Annotated in this window: 11 protein-coding genes; 1 reads left to right on the top strand and 10 read right to left on the bottom strand. The window is 52.8% G+C overall.

What is annotated here, in order from left to right; translation table 11 throughout:
- Positions 1 to 130: 130 nt before the first annotated feature.
- Complete coding sequence (locus tag HMPREF2845_RS06465; protein WP_049358402.1) at positions 131 to 1033, bottom strand: aminotransferase class IV; 903 nt, start codon at positions 1031 to 1033, stop codon at positions 131 to 133.
- Positions 1034 to 1249: 216 nt separating this feature from the next.
- Positions 1250 to 2500, bottom strand: a complete 1251-nt coding sequence (locus HMPREF2845_RS06460) for a multidrug effflux MFS transporter (protein ID WP_070634203.1) — start codon at positions 2498 to 2500, stop codon at positions 1250 to 1252.
- A gap of 514 nt (positions 2501 to 3014) precedes the next feature.
- On the opposite strand from HMPREF2845_RS06460, the gene HMPREF2845_RS09465 reads away from it, so the two are divergent.
- The gene (locus tag HMPREF2845_RS09465; protein ID WP_256370637.1) at positions 3015 to 3143 is read left to right on the top strand and encodes a hypothetical protein; all 129 of its coding nucleotides are present in this window, start codon (positions 3015 to 3017) and stop codon (positions 3141 to 3143) included.
- Positions 3144 to 3237: 94 nt separating this feature from the next.
- On the opposite strand, the gene HMPREF2845_RS06455 is transcribed toward HMPREF2845_RS09465, so the two are convergent.
- The 8 genes from HMPREF2845_RS06455 to HMPREF2845_RS09305 all read right to left on the bottom strand — a co-directional run.
- Positions 3238 to 3906 carry a nucleoside/nucleotide kinase family protein gene (locus HMPREF2845_RS06455; protein ID WP_070634202.1) on the bottom strand — a complete coding sequence of 223 codons (669 nt, stop codon included), beginning with the start codon at positions 3904 to 3906 and terminating at the stop codon, positions 3238 to 3240.
- Positions 3903 to 4394 carry a low molecular weight protein-tyrosine-phosphatase gene (locus tag HMPREF2845_RS06450; protein WP_005508999.1) on the bottom strand — a complete coding sequence of 164 codons (492 nt, stop codon included), beginning with the start codon at positions 4392 to 4394 and terminating at the stop codon, positions 3903 to 3905. The genes HMPREF2845_RS06455 and HMPREF2845_RS06450 overlap by 4 nt, the downstream gene beginning before the upstream one ends.
- A 187-nt stretch (positions 4395 to 4581) precedes the next feature.
- Entirely contained in the window at positions 4582 to 6156 is a 1575-nt protein-coding gene (locus HMPREF2845_RS06445; protein ID WP_070634201.1) for a pentapeptide repeat-containing protein, read from the bottom strand.
- Between the two features lie 133 nt (positions 6157 to 6289).
- Positions 6290 to 7603, bottom strand: coding sequence for a pentapeptide repeat-containing protein (locus HMPREF2845_RS06440; protein WP_070634200.1), 1314 nt, complete (start codon positions 7601 to 7603; stop codon positions 6290 to 6292).
- Positions 7604 to 7735: 132 nt separating this feature from the next.
- Positions 7736 to 9394: a pentapeptide repeat-containing protein gene (locus HMPREF2845_RS06435; RefSeq protein ID WP_246823243.1), complete on the bottom strand. Its 1659-nt coding sequence runs from the start codon at positions 9392 to 9394 to the stop codon at positions 7736 to 7738.
- A 783-nt stretch (positions 9395 to 10177) separates the two neighbouring features.
- Positions 10178 to 11776: a pentapeptide repeat-containing protein gene (locus tag HMPREF2845_RS06430; protein ID WP_070634198.1), complete on the bottom strand. Its 1599-nt coding sequence runs from the start codon at positions 11774 to 11776 to the stop codon at positions 10178 to 10180.
- A 161-nt stretch (positions 11777 to 11937) separates the two neighbouring features.
- On the bottom strand, positions 11938 to 14001 hold the full coding sequence (locus HMPREF2845_RS06425; protein WP_210394529.1) for a pentapeptide repeat-containing protein: 2064 nt from the start codon (positions 13999 to 14001) through the stop codon (positions 11938 to 11940).
- 159 nt (positions 14002 to 14160) lie between these two features.
- Positions 14161 to 15247 (bottom strand): pentapeptide repeat-containing protein (locus HMPREF2845_RS09305; RefSeq protein WP_168163716.1); only part of this gene is annotated, 1087 nt, incomplete at its 5' end.

The following is a 15247-nucleotide window of genomic DNA, read 5'->3' as shown; positions in this document are numbered from 1 at the left end:
CGCCCTCGCAGAGCTCGGGCACCCTGATGTCGCTTCAGGAAGGTACGACACCTCCGCACTTGGTCTGCAGACAGCACAAAGGGACGGCACCATCCTCGCTCGGATGGCACCGTCCCCTTTTCGTATGCGATTAGCTCTGCTGCGCCAGGTAGTTCAACAGCGTGGCGGTCAGCTCCGGGTCGTGTGCCAGCGCCGTGCCGTTCAGGTGAGTCACCGGCGCAATCAGACGCACCGACGAAGCCAGCCACACGCCGTCCGACTCGAACAAATCCTGCGGGTAGAGCGGCCCGAAGCCCAGTTCCCAGCCTGCCTGGCGTGCCGCCTCGAACACCGCACCCTGCGTGGTGCCGGGGAGGATGCCGTGGCTCGGCTCAGGCGTGTACAGTACCTTCTTGCCGTCCTCAATCTTGGCAACCAGCACCGAGGAGGTGGCGCCCTCCAGCACGCGACGCTCGTCGGTGATGAAGATAGCGTCGTCCGCGCCGCGCTCCTGCACGTACCGCAGAACCGCCATGTTCACCGCGTAAGAGAGGGTCTTCGCGCCCGCCAGCAGCCACGGGTAGGCGCTGTTGTCCATCGGCTCGTGGCCGCGCGGCAGCAGCATCGCCTTCACACCCTCGGTGCGGCGCTTCACGATGGAGGCGGGCACCGGCGACGCCATAATCAGCGTGTACGGGCCCGGCTGCATGGAGGTCACCGCCTGGGTGGGGCCGCGCGAAATAATAATCTTCACGATGTGCTCTTCACCCAGGGCAGTCTCGGCACCGGCGGCAGCCTCACGCATGAGGCGCTCCACCGCCGAACGCAGAATCTCGGGCTCCGGGTCGGGCAAATCCAGCATGCGCGCCGACGACTCGAGGCGGGACAGGTGCATGCCGAGCTTACGCACGCGACGGTTGACGGACAGCATGGTTTCGAAGACGCCGTCGCCGCGGGTGAAGCCCTGATCATCAACGCTGATGAGGGGCACGGACGGGTCGACGAAGATGCCCTGCGGGTTCTGCTCGTTCAGAAGAATTACGGTACTAGACATAGTTTTATTGTACGTTCGGGTCGCTAACCGGCGCGGGAAGACGGTATCGCCCGTAGTGACATCAGGGTGCCCGAGCTCTGCGAGGGCGGGTCCCCTGTAGGAACGAGGGCGAATACCGCCTCCCGAGCAACGCTAAAGGCAACAGCAAAGCCCCGGATGTGCAACCCACATGGGTCGCCCATCCGGGGCTTTAGCTATACAAAAATCAACAACAGGCTAGTGATCCGCCGCCGGGGCTGCGTGGCTCTCGCCGTCAGCCGAGTAGTCCGAATCCTTACGCGGGGTCAGCCACAGGACCAGCGCCGTCAGGACCGCGAAACCCAGAATGGAGAAGCCCATCGGCAGGTACTCATGCTCACCGGCAAACGACACCAGCGGCGCCGCCAACGCACCCAGCATCGCCTGAACCGTACCCATCACCGCCGAAGCACTACCCGCCATGTGGCGTGCCTCGTTCAACGCCAACGCCGAAGCATTACCAAAAATCAGGCCGCACGAGCTGGTCAGCAGGAACAGCAGAACCAACGTCGGCACCAGCGAAATACCGACAAGGAAGCTAACCACCAGCAGCGAAGACACCACCAGCAGGCTAACCACGCCGACATTCACAATACGGCGCTGCGCCACACGACCCACCAGCTTCGTCGCAATCGCACTGAACAGCACAATACCAATCGAGTTCACACCGAACACGATCGTGAACTCAGTCTCGGACAAGCCCAGAATCTTCTGCAACACAAACGTCGAACCGGAAATGTACGAGAACAGCGCACCAAACGCGAAGCACATCGTCAGCATGAAACCCAGGTAGCGGCGAATCTTGAAGACCTTCGGCAGCTCCGAGTACACGCTCAGGGCGGTGCCCTGGTAGCGTTCCTCCACCGGCAGGGTCTCCTTAATCACGAAGATCACGCCGAGCATCATAATCGCGGTAATCACGCCGAGCACATGGAAAATATCGCGCCAGCTACCCCACGACAGCACCCAGCCACCAAACAGCGGCGCAAGCACCGGCGCGAAGCCGTTAATCATCATCATGACGCCCATGAGCTTAGCGGTCGCCAGACCCTCAGTCGTATCAGCCACGATAGAACGCGCCAGCACGGCACCAATCGAACCGGTGAAGCCCATCATGAAACGCGCAAAAATCAGCAGCTCAATATTCGGCGCGAAACCACACGCCACCGTCGCAATAAAACAAACCACCGCACCAATCAGCAGCGGCTTGCGGCGGCCCGTCTTATCCGACAGCGGACCCACGACCAGCTGGCCCAGCGCCATACCCACCATGAACGCACTCAGAGTCAACGAGGCGTTCGTGCTGGTGGTGTTCAGGTTCTCAGCGACTGCGGGCAACGCCGCCAGGTACATGTCCGTGGCGAGCGGCGCGATAGCGGTCAGCAGCGCCAAAACAACAATGAAAAGGGGCGATAGCCCGAAGGAGGTCTTAGTCGACTTCGAAGACATTAGTCTTAGTTTTTCTTTCTGCGTGATGCGCGTGCAACGGCGCCTGCGGCTCTACAAGACATGGATGCGGTAGTACCGCCCCTGGGGATGAGCTTGCGCAGGCTGGAAGCACAACTTTTTCACGGTAGCAGAATCGGGGGTGGCTTCGTAAGTTAAACGTTTGACATTTTTTAATTTGGGAGCGGGACGGGTATGCAGAGGGTATGCAGAAGGGACGGTGTTATCCTCGCTCCTACAGGGGCACCCGTCCTCGCTTCGCTTCGGACACCCTGATGTCGCTTACGGATAACACCGCCCCTTGAGCGGCTTGGCTTAGCCTGCCGCTCAACCCCCAGCGCTGAAGAAATATTTGAGAAATATTCTTGAGAAGCATTGCTCGGGGCGACCGCATAACTTACGTTGGTCATACCACGCGATACGACCGGAGGGACAACCTCAGATGCGCAACCACTATTACAAATATTTGCTATGCATCCTGCTGCTCATAGCTTGCGTCTTGCTCGTAATCCTCGCTGTGCTTTCTAGCAACAACTCGGGTAACGAAAAAGACGGTACCGCCTCCACGCACGCGCCGAGCAATACCTCAACCTACTGGGATAAAGACCGCATGGAATCCGCTAGCCCGGCTTCCATGCCCGAATAAAACAGCGCCTGAATAAAACTGCCTCTGAATAGCCGTAGGGCCCAATGCTTCGAGATACACAAAGCATTGGGCACTACTGTCTTGTAGGCGGCTGCTACTGCGCCGCGCCGTCGTAGATGAAGTCCACGGTCGCGTAGTCCTCCGGGATTTCGGCGAACAGCGCCTCCTCCTGAGCCGCCCAGCGCTCCCAGTGCGGGCGGAACATGTCACCGTCACGAGCCATGGCGCGTTCGTAACGCACCTCGTCCGGGGCGGTGGTGAGAATACGCACCTCGCAGGCGCCCGCAATCGCGCCGACACCCTCACAGATGATGACCTGCGTAGCCGCCGGGTCGACGGTGCGCACCTCACCGGGGGCGCCCGCCTCCCAATCCCACGGGGTGTAGGTTCCGGCAATACCTTCGGTCAGTTGCACGGATAGCGCGTCCCACGCCTCCACGCCGTCGAAGAGGCCGTCCCAGCCGGGGTAGAAGTCGTCCAGGTGCAGCACGTGCACGCTGTGCCCGGCGGCGGTGAGCTTCTGCTCAAGCTGCGCGGCGAGGCTGGTTTTGCCGGTGCCGCTACGGCCATCAATGCCGATAATCAGCGGAATCTGCGCAAAGTCGGCGAGGAACTGGGCACGGAATTCGGTGAATTCGGCGGTGTCCATGTCAAAGTCGTTGCCGATGCCGTGCTCCAGGCGCAGCATGTCTTTGCAGAGCTCCAGGATTTCGGTGGTGCCGGTGACGCGGCGGTTCTGGTTCAGGGGAATACGCTGACTCACTGCGCGTCGCCTTCCTGCTTGAGGTGGTTGATGAGGCCGCGTGCGGCAGCGTCAATGAGGCCGGTGGTGTACACGAAGTCGCGTTCGCTACCGTACCAGGGGTCGTAGATGCCGAGCTGGTCCAGGTGGGTGGTGGTGACCTTCGGGTCGAAGCTGCGCATCATACGGATCTTGGCCTTGTCCTCGTCGTTGCGGGCGAGGGCTTTGAGGCGCAGGTAGTGGGGTGCGTCCATGGCGAGGATGAGGTCGTTGCGGTCGAAGTCCTCGACGGTGAAGACGCTGGCGCGGTGCGCGGACGGGTCGATACCGCGGGTGGTGAGCTGCGCGGCGGCGCGCGGGTCGATGCGGTTGCCTTCTTCTTCGTTACTGATGCCGCTGGAGGTGACGGTGACGGGCACGCCGGCTTCTTGGGCGTGCTGGCGGATGAGGTATTCGCCGACGGGGGAGCGGCAGATGTTGCCGGTGCAGACAGTCATGATTCGGTACATGGTTCTAGTGTATCGGTGGGGTAGCGGGTGGTTGGGCGCGGCGGGTGATTGCGGCGGTTCTTTGGGCGGCACGGTGATGGGCGGAGGCGCTCGCCGGTGGGCTGCCGCCGCCGGGCTGTCGCTACCAGACCCGGGCGCGAAAAGGCCCCGCCGATGAGGGGCCGGCGGGGCCTTTTAGAGGTGGATATTATTCGGTGGGTTCTTCCGGTTTGGGTGCGGGCAAAGGCTCGGGGTCAAAAAGCTCACAACCAGCAGGAACAGTGAATACCCTGCCGTCAGCTACAGTAATCTGCTCGGTTTCAAATAGGGTGTTATCCGTTGACATTTTGAACTCATATTTATCTGGGGGATTCTGATAAGAAAAACGAGTCTGGCTTGAAAAAGACATGAACTGTAATTTTTGTTGGCTGGAGATTTTTTCTATGAATTTAATAGGCCCATAGAAAATAACCCTGTTGAAATCTAGACTTTCTTTGAAAATAGTTTCAACAAAATATGTACTTCCTTTAAATATGGTGCGGATAAAGGATGGGGGATATTTAAATATAGCATCATCAAAAATTACGGTATCTTCGAAAGTTGTGTCGAGAAAATATGCGGAGTCTTTAAATTTGGTGCTATTGAATAATGTGCGGTATTTGAAAGTTGTATCACTAAAGGATGTGCTTTTTTCAAAAGTGCTGCCAATGAAAGATATAGAGCTTTTAAATACTGCATCTTTAAATAAAGCTGTCTCTTTGAAAGTTGCCAAAGCGTAAGATGCGGAATCTTCAAAAGCGGAACCCTCGAATGAAACAAACCCCTCAAATATGGCTAGATTGAATGAAACTGATTTCTCACCGGGGAAGCTGGTGTGTAGACTATCCTTTTCAAAGATGGCATCCTTGAAAGAAACATAATTTTTAAAAGTGGAGTTATTAAAGGAAACGGTTTTGCTGAATACTGCTCCCGAAAAAAGAAGTTGAGAGTTTATGATGCTATCATCAAGATTAACTTTATATGGAAAATATGCCTGAGAGAAATCGTAAGTAAAATCTGACCACAGGCCTTCCTCTACGATAACTTCTTCATCTTCAAAGTGTCTGATGCCAAGCCGATTTACAATTTCCTTCACGATGGTGTTACGCACATCTTGCTCTTCACGGAACTGATCCCGCTTGGTCAAGAAATTTTTCCTCTCCTCTTCTGAAATTTTTGTTTCCGGTTCTTTCTCCCCAAAAAGCTTCCGGTCTTCTACGTAAGGGAAAGGAGCGCGTACATAGGCGCATAGATTATTAATAATTACCTGGCCTTCTTTTTGTGCCTCTTCTGGTTTAATGGCATCGTCTGCAAGCCACTCATCAACCAAGCCTACGAGGGTATAGATACCGCCCAGTCGGACAGAAGCTTTCTCATTAGCCAGCTGTTCTACAGCTTTGGTGTAGCGGCTGCGGCGTTCGGCGTGTACTTGGCGAATGTGATCATTCTTGTTCTTCTGGATGTCATCCTCGACCTTGCGGCGGTCGACCTGGTTCTTCCAGCTAGTCTGAAGAAGAGTCAGAATCGCAATAATTCCACCCGTGATGTAGAGGAAGTGTAAGCGTAAATCAGAGATAGACTTCTGTTCTGCTTCGCCGGAGAGTCCACTCTGGCGTAGCCAACTAGTGTTGGAAGGGACCCAAAGGGCAGCTGCGCCTCCAGCAAGCCCGAGCAAGACGAGTATTGGGAAGAACCAGCGAATATAAAAAGGTGGCTTCTTTATTGAGGTTTCATTGTCCGCCAAGACAATCTCCTATCTTCGGTGAAAGGAACGGTCACCTTTCAGCATAGTGCACAAGCTACCTAACAGAGACTTCTGAAGGCTACAAGCAAAGGCCCCGCCAGTATAAGGCTGGTGGGGCCTTCAAGAGTGAGTACTATTTGGCTTTGCCTATCGGCTTTGAGGTATCACTTACGTGGGTATATTTTTCTTCCTTGGAACTCCAAGACTTTGGGTCAAAGAGTCGGGATCCGATTGGTATTTCTTGGGTGCAGCTATTACCCGATTTATCAATCAACTCTGCTACCTCAAGTTGGATATTATTTGAGTGTGTTGAAAAATTAGAATCCTCTTTGCAAGTAAAATAAGATGAATCGAAATTTGGTTCGGTAGAAAAGTTGGATGATTCAAAGGTTGCTTTTATGTAGAAATATACTTCATTAAAATTTGCCTTTTGCTCAAAAAATGTCTTCGAGAAGTCTGCACTGTAATTTGCAGATATGATATTTCGGGGGATAGAGGCATATCTTATGGTTTCTCTAAGCTGATTCTTCATGCCCCTTAGTTCTGCATTGGTGCTAAGAGGCCTACCCAGTCTGGTAGAGGAAAAATCTGCAGGTCCATAAAATTTAGAATTGTCAAACTTTGAACGAATGTAGAAATCTGAACCAGTAAACTTTGTCTCTCCGTAAAAATTACTGCGGGAGAAAGAAGCGAGTTTGTAGAAATTTGATTTTTGAAAATCTGCATTCATAAACACTTTGTCGTCTAGTGGGTAAAAAATAGGGGAATCTGAAAAGTCAAATTTTAAATCCGTCCATAAGAGATTCTTTTGATTTTTCGGGTTTATTCTATTGCTCATTTCGCTGAAGATTGTTTGGCGTATCTTCGCTTCGTCTGAAGGAGCAGCTCCAGATTCAAGGTCTATACTGGTTAATCCATTTGGTATTGAACGGATATATGCACAAAGGTTATTGATAATAACCTGTCCTTCTTTTTGACGTTTCTGGGGCTGGAGATTTTTATCCGCAAGCCACTCATCCGTTAATCCAACGAGCGTATAGACTCCACCTAGACGAATAGCTGCATTCTCGTTGGCCAACTGCTCAACGCCTTTGGCATAGCGGCCACGACGTTCTGCATGTACTTGGCGGATATGATCGCGTTCGTTCTTGTTCTTCTCATGAGTGTTTTTACGATGGTTTTCCCATAACGTGAGCATTGTGAGCGCACCCGCGAATACTGCGAGGATAGCCTGGCGTACAGAAGCAACAGAGTTACCTTGATGCTCGAGTCCCGAGATGTTCTGCGGGACGTAGAAGGCACAGATAATCCCGACAAGGGCCAGAAGGATAAGGGTTATATAAAACCAATTCTTTGAATACTTCCTTGCGCACCAGATAATAAGTCTTTTCCACCATGGAGGGCGAGTCTGCAAAGAGTCTTCGGCGCTATCCACCATTTTTGTCATAGTCTCTAATTCTCCTGTCTCCGCTGAGAGGAATGGTCACCTTTCAGCATAGGGCAAAACTGTCTGACATGCGCTTCTATTGGTCATAAACAAAGGCCCGCCACACATTCAATGCGGCAGGGCCTCTGGATATTACTGCGCGGGCTCACTCAGGCGCGTGTATTCTTTCTGCTGTTCATCCCAGGAAGACGGGTTGAATAGCACCGTACCGACCGGGATACTGCAGCGCACACTGTCTAGCTCTGCTGTGCCTAGCGGAATAGGCTGGCTGCCCTCGTGCACCGCGAAATTATGCGCCTCTTGACCATCGGACAGTGCAGCGAACCGAGTACTATACATTTCATTCGATTCTTCGTTTTTAATCGTGAAGAAAGGTGGGATTTTTGTGAAAGATGCGTCACAAAAATCCACATTTCGCATAAAGATTGTTCCAATGAAATCTGTACCTGCATCAAAGGTGGCCTTGTTAAAGTCTGCTCTTTGCGTAAAATTAGCCTCGCTAAAGTCTGTGTTCTGGGTGAAAGTTGCCCCACTGAAGATTACTTCTTGAGCGAAGGACGCTTTGCTGAAATCTACCTTTTGAGCGAAGGTTGCGCCAGTAAAATATGCTTTCTGCATGAACTGAGCCTTGCCAAAGTAGCTCCTACTGAATGTTGCCCAATCAAAGTGTGCGTTATGGGTAAAATAGGCTCCTTCAAAGTGTAAAATTCTGGGGAAATCTACCCAGCTAAAGTCCGCTTCATGGACAAAAATCACCTTGCTAAAATCTGCACTTTGGGCAAAAGTTGCACTACGGAAATCTGCTTTAAGAACGAACTTTGTCCAGCGGAAATCGGCGGTGTGCATAAAACGGGTCCAACTGAAATGTGCCTGGTGAGCAAAACTGGCATCGCTGAAATTTGCTTTACCGAAAAAAGTAGTGCCGATGAAATCTGATTCTTCGAGGAAAGTTGCCTGTGAAAAATTTGGGTTTTCCAAGTGAAGGTTAGATAAAGAGTAAAAAATGTCGGATTTAACAAAGTTAAATTCAAAGTTGCTCCAGGTTCCATGGACTATTTTATTGCCGTCGAATTTATCAAATGCGCTAACTCTCTTACTTATTTCAGTAAAAATAGTTCGTCGCACCTCTTGTTCTTCTTGAATTTTTGTCTTATTGATGGGGAAAGAATTGGAGTGGTTTTCCGTGTTCTTTTCTTTTAGGGCCCTATTCTCAATAGTATATTGCTCCCTTATAAGAGGGAACGGTGAACGAATATAAGCACAAAGATTATTAATAATAACCTGTCCTTCTTTCCGGCGCCCTTGTAGGCTAATGCTCATATCTTCAATCCACTCATCGACCAAACCCACAAGGGTGTAGATACCGCCCAGACGGACGGCTGCTTTCTCATCAGCTAGCTGCTCGACGGCCTTGGTATAGCGGCTGCGGCGCTCTGCATGAACCTGGCGGATATGGTCGCGCTCGTTCTTCTCGGCGTCCTGCTCATTCTTCTTGATATCCGCATCAATTTTGAGACGGTCACCCTGGTTCTTCCAGTTAGTCTGCAGAAGAGTCAGAACCGCAATAATACCGCCAGTGACGTACAGCAGATGCAGGCGCAACTGATCTGAACTGCCAGAGCTCATGCCGCAGTGCAACCAGAGAACCCAAGGCAGAATGAGCGCAGCCGCAGCGCCGCCCAGGCCAAAGCTAATGAGGAGCTTAATAAAGTGCCGGATATACCAAGGCTTCTCCTGAGCTTTCGGGATTACCTGGCTTTCTGGAATGGATGATGCGTTATTGCTGGGCACTAGATTCTCCTGTCCTCTCTGATAGGAACGTTCACCTTCCAGCATAGGGTAAAGCTGCTCGCCGTGAGGTGCGCCCGGTCATCAACGAGAACTTCGCCAGTATGAGATGCACAGGCGATGCTTTTGCTGTCCGCGGCAGACGAAGCAGGTATGAGAACCCTCAAAATAGGCGATATTGTTCCTTGCGACGGATACAATAGTGGCGGAATTAGTGCTGTCGTGTTGTTATGTCTTAAGAATTGCGCTAAATTATTAGGTATACGGTCATACGTACAGGAAATGTCCTTATGTGCAATGACAGTAAAATAAAAGTGGAGCCACCAGCGATGCCGCTAACATCGCGAGTAGCCCCACTCTCAAGAGCCTAGAAGAGGCACGAGGCGACAAACTCACATACCTCAATCAGGCTGGCGAATAGGGTAGCTACATAGCTTCCCCGTTCAACAAGTACCCAAACGCGGTCCTTATCCATAGGAGTACACCTCCTCTCTATTTAGTTAGAGACAACGCGGAATTGCGTTGTCACTGCTGATTTTAGCAGATGGCACACATTCCGCGGATTTTTGCTACCCAATTTAAGTTTGTTTATCTCAGGCATAACCTAATGCCGCTGAAAGGCGATAAACGAATCCGGGTAGCTAAGAATCGAAAAAACCCCGCTAGAGCCTACAGGCCCAGCGGGGTTTTTCGCACCATTTTTATTTTGTACCCAGCTGCTCGATAGCGTCTGCCGCGCACGCAAAGGCCCCGCCACACATTCAATGTGGCGGGGCCTCAAGATAATTACTGCGCAGGCTCACTCAGGCGCGTGTACTCCTTCTGCCGTTCATCCCAGGACGCCGAATCAAAGAGCACCGCCCCGACCGGGATACGGTACCCTACACCGTTCAGCCCGGCTGCACCCAGCGGAATAGGTTGGCTACCCTCGTACACCGCGAAGTTATGCGCCTCCTGACCGGTAGCCTCCGAACCAGTAGACAGCGTAGCGAATCGCGCCCGGTGCATCTCGCCCGAGTCAGCATCCTCAACAGCGAAGACCGGCGGGCTCTTCACGAAAGACACATCGCAGAAATCTACAGTCTGCACAAAGGACGCACCATAGAACTCCGCGCCCGCCTTAAAGGTCACATCACGGAACCCAGCGAGCCCCTCAAACGTAGCCCGGCTAAAGTGCGCATCCCCGTAGAAGGTTGCCGCGTTAAACCCGGCATGCCCCTCAAAGACTGCCTCACGGAACTCCGCAACTCCCGCAAAATCCGTCCTGAAGAAGCTTGCATTACCGCCAAAAGACGACCTAAAGAACCCAGCGTTCCCCTCAAAGGAAGCACCGCTAAAGCCCGCATCCGCCGTAAATGCAGCATCGCGGAAGTCAGCGTGCCCTCCAAAAGAAGCCTCACGGAAGTCCGCATTAGCATTGAAAGACACCCAGCGGAAGAATACATCACCAGCAAAGCGCGCGTTACTAAAGTCAGCCGTTCCCATGAAAGTTACGTCGCTAAAAGGCGCATCCTGGTCAAAGACCGCCCGGGTAAAGTTCGCGTTACCTACAAAAGTTGCCCCGCTGAAATCTGAACCGTTGCAGAACCTCGCCGCAGAGAAATCGGCGTTCTCAAGAGTCAGACCGTCGAGAGGGTAGAAGACGACTGCCCGGCTGAAATCGAACTCAAAGCCGCTCCACGCGCCGGGGACAACAGCCACCTCGCCCTTCTCATTTTCAGCAAGGGTGCTGCTGCGCTTGCTCATCTCAACGAAGACGCTGCGGCGAACATCCTGTTCACCACGAAAAGCCGCCAGATCCGTAGCGAAATCACCCGCATAGTTAGCGGGCGGCGTATCGGATTCAAAAGCTTCTGCCTTGAACGCCCGCGAGAACGGCGAACGAACATAAGCGCAGAGGGCATTGACGATGACCTGCCCCTCCTTCTGCCGCGCATCAACGCTGAGCTGCTCGTCAGCGAGCCACTCATCCACCAGACCCGCAAGCGTGCTGAGGGCGCTTGCACGGACTGCCGGGTTCGGATATGCCAGCTGCTCAACTGCCTTGCTGTAACGGGTGCGGCGCTCGGCATGCACCCGCTGGGGGTGTTTCAGCTTTTTCTGGGCGTTCATGCGGTGGAACTCCCCAAGAAAGAGAACACCCAGAAGGGTGCCGGTGATGAAGAAAATGAACGGCTGAACCTCAAAATAGGTGATGTCAGGATCAAAGGTGAAAGGCATAAAACCCGCCGCGACAATGCCCAAGAGAGCGATAGCCCAAACCCAGGTGTGGAAGCTAGACAGCTTCCCCTTGAAGTTGCCGAACTGCGCGGCGAGCGGGAAAAGCAGAATGACGACTGCGCATGCTATCAGCCAAGCCCACGCGGTGCTGGGTGCGAGATGCATGTGGTTCTCCTGTCATCGTTGAAAGGGGCGGGTCATACTCAGCATAGTGTAAAGCTGCTGGGCTTGGGCAGTTGCTGGTCAAAAGCAAGAACCCCGCCAACGCTAGATGTGCGGGCGGGGTCTGCGTGTGGGGCTTCCCTGACGGTGGGGAGAGCTAGGTTTTATTGTGCGGGCTCACTGATGTGGGTGTAGTCCTGCTTCTCTTCGTCCCAGGAATCCGGGTCGTACAGCACCGCACCGAGAGGGAGAACGAACGTTCTGTTAAGAAGCTCCGCTGCGCCCAGCGGAATAGGCTGGCTGTCCTCGTACACCGCGAAGTTATGCGCCTCCTGACCAGCAGCTTCCGAAGCGGTAGACAGGGCAGCGAACCGAGCCCGGCGCATCTCGCCCGAGTCAGCATCCTCAACAGCGAAGACCGGCGGGGTCTTCACGAAAGACACATTGCAGAAATCTGCAACACCCATAAAGGTTGCCTCCACGAACTCCGCGCCTGCCTCGAAGGCTGCATCAGCGAACCAAGCGAGCTGCTCAAACGCAACCCCGCTGAAGTTGGCATCAGCGCTGAAAGCCGCCGTGCTGAACCCGGCATACCCCTCAAAGACAGCCTCACGGAACTCTGTAGTCCCCGCAAAATCCGTCCTGAAGAAGCTCGCATTACCGCCGAACGACGCCCTGCAGAACCCCGCATTACCACCAAAGGTTGCACCGCTAAACCTCACATCTGCCGCAAACGTAACGTCGCGGAAGTCCGCGTGCCCTCTAAAAGAAGCCTCGTGGAACTCCGCATTAGCGTTGAAGGTCGCATTCGCGAAGCTCGCACTATAGTTGAACGTCGAACAGGTAAAGTCCGCGCCCTGACCGAACGTCGCATCCGCGAAGTAGGCACCCTCAAAGCTCGCCCCGTTGAAGCTCACCGCCCGAGCGAACGTCACCCCACCGAAGCCGACACTCGCCGTGAACGTCGCCTCACTAAAGTCGGCATCCTGCGCAAATGCCGCGTTACCGAAGTTCGCGTACTGCGGGAAGTCCATCTCATAGATCGTCCTCGGCAGCGCAATAAACGACGACCGGCTGAACGTGACATCGCCGTCGAACCGCGCCCCACCAAAATCCTCGTACTGCGTGAACGACGCCCCGCTAAAGTCCGCCGCGCTCGCAAAGCGTACGTTGCTGAACATCGCGGACTGCTTGGTGACTACACCGGCAAAGCGCGCGGCCCCGCCGAACAGCGACTTGGAGAACACCGCCGGGCGGTTGAAGACCGAGGCGGCGAAGTGTGCTTCATCGTGGAACGTGGAGGCGGTAAATATTGCCTCTCCGCCGAAGGTGACCGCCGCGAAGCTCGCTATGCCCGCGGTGTTCAAGCGTGAAAAGTCGGCGTCGGACTCGAAGGAGGCTACCGCGAAGTCAGCCGTAGCTGAAAAGACCGCGTCTGAGAAGTTGACCGTGCCGGTGAAGGTTACGGTTGCGAAGCTTGCGGTATCCGCAAAGCGTGCCCCGCTGAACTTAGCCGCGCCTGCGAAGTGGGCGGCGCTGAACCCCACCCAGTCGTTGAAGTTCGCGCTGTCGAAGGAGACGTTAGCCGTGAACTGCGCCGCGGAAAAGCTGGTGTCACCGCTGAAGGTTGCGCCGGAAAAATCCGCCGGACCATAGAAGGTTGCGGAGGCGAAATCGGCGTTCTGAAAGTGCAGCTGTTGTAGCGGGTAGAAGATGGGGGCGCCGCCAAAGTCGAAGCGCAGGTCAGCCCATGTCGGCGATAGCGACGGCACCGTGTGCTGGTTCTTCTTATTGTCTACCTTGCTGCTTTCGGCGACTGCGGCGAGGCGGCGGCTGAGCTCAATGAAGACGGTGCGGCGTACCAGCTGTTCCTCGCGTAGCGCCACCTGATCGTGCGCGAAGTCGTCTTCGTATCCTTCGGGAGTCTCGCCTGATTCTAGAATCTGCCGTTTCTGTGCGAGGGGGTAGGGCGTGCGGATGCACTCGGTTAGCGCGTCGACGATGGTCTGGGCTTCTTCGCGGCGCACCTGCTCGGGGAGGGAAGTGTCGGCGAGCCATTCGTCTGCGAGGTTTACGAGCGTGTACACCCCGCTCAGGCGTGTGGCGGGCTGCCCGTCGAGGAATTGTTCGAGGGCGTGCGTGTAGCGTTCGTGCCGCTCGGCCGGCTGGTTGCGTGCTGGGGTGTTTTTGCGTTGTCGCAGCGCGGTGAAGAGTTTGTTGAGGTTCATGGTGGTGTGCCCTTCCTGCTCCGGTGCTGGCTTATAACCAGCATAGGGGAGGACCCCACTCTTTTAGGCTCTCACCTTGAGATATTTCTCGACATAGAAGCGGAGTATCTCATTAAAATGATTAGCCCTGTCACACTCTGCGTGACAGGGCTAATCATTTTATGCCGGTCCGGCTATTGGGTTATCTGGGTCATCATCAAATAAGTATGACCCAATCGGAATTTTACGTGCCTTTAACGTATTGTCTCGAGGGACTCTGACTTTTTTCCTTCTGCAAGGAACTGAATTCTGGGAAGTTGTGAACCGATGACTTGAATGGACTGTAAATTTTGCATCTTTAAAATCAGGTGACGAATTCTTGAAAAGAATATTTTCAAAATTTGATTCTTCGTAAAAAACTGTCCTAATAAAATCTGCCCCATCATTGAATTCAATATTCTCAAAGTGCAATGTTCCTTCGAATTTTGCATCGGAAAATTCCGCTTTTTCGTTATATTTGGGGCCAGCTAATTTATTGAATACAAAATGCGTATTAGGATGTTGAATAAATGAAGTATCGCCTGTAAATATTGAATCGTAGAAAGATACCTCTTTAGAGAAATAGAGATCTATAAATTCATTGATGCTGCAAAAATTGATATTGGAAAAATCTGCAACTCCATCAAAGCTGGAATTATAAAAACAAGTTTTTTGCTGATTTGTTGTTCCAGAATTTCCAAGAGTAGCCCCATTGAAATAAGATTTATCGGCAAAGGATACGCTTTCAAACTCAGTGTTCTCCGAAACAGTAAGTCCAGAGAAAACGGCTTTATTCTGAAATTTTGTCTTATTATAAAATTTCACAGACTTTAGGAAAGTTGCATCGTTGAATTTTGCCTCGCCATGAAAAACAGCTTTCTCAAAGTGCACATCTGTCTGAAAAATGGTGTCATTAAATAGGGAGTCTTCGTGGAAGTCGACTTCTTTAAAGTAAATCTTATGGGAATTGTTATTCGAATGGGAATGTATGCGTGAAAAATTTGCAGTTTTTTTGAAGTGCGTATTTACAAATTCCGCATCACTCATAAAAGTTTCATTAGGATATTCTATACTTTTGGTGCTAAAATCTGCAATTCCTTTAAAAATGACTGTATTAAATGAAATTTCTTTATGGAACTGTACGTCGTTGAAAGTGGCTTTTTCTCCGAAAACAGTTTTTATATCGCCTTGGGCGGAGAAGTTGGCTTCTCCGTTGAAGGTTACTTCG

Source organism: Rothia sp. HMSC065B04 (assembly GCF_001812285.1).
Taxonomy (GTDB): domain Bacteria; phylum Actinomycetota; class Actinomycetes; order Actinomycetales; family Micrococcaceae; genus Rothia; species Rothia mucilaginosa.
This window is presented reverse-complemented; position numbering and strand designations above follow the sequence as displayed.

Coding starts and splice junctions, on each gene's coding strand:
- HMPREF2845_RS06465 (WP_049358402.1), bottom strand. CDS start 1,033: ATGTCTAGTACCGTAATTCTTCTGAACGAGCAGAACCCGCAGGGCATC.
- HMPREF2845_RS06460 (WP_070634203.1), bottom strand. CDS start 2,500: ATGTCTTCGAAGTCGACTAAGACCTCCTTCGGGCTATCGCCCCTTTTC.
- HMPREF2845_RS06450 (WP_005508999.1), bottom strand. CDS start 4,394: ATGTACCGAATCATGACTGTCTGCACCGGCAACATCTGCCGCTCCCCC.
- HMPREF2845_RS06440 (WP_070634200.1), bottom strand. CDS start 7,603: ATGACAAAAATGGTGGATAGCGCCGAAGACTCTTTGCAGACTCGCCCT.
- HMPREF2845_RS06430 (WP_070634198.1), bottom strand. CDS start 11,776: ATGCATCTCGCACCCAGCACCGCGTGGGCTTGGCTGATAGCATGCGCA.
- HMPREF2845_RS06425 (WP_210394529.1), bottom strand. CDS start 14,001: ATGAACCTCAACAAACTCTTCACCGCGCTGCGACAACGCAAAAACACC.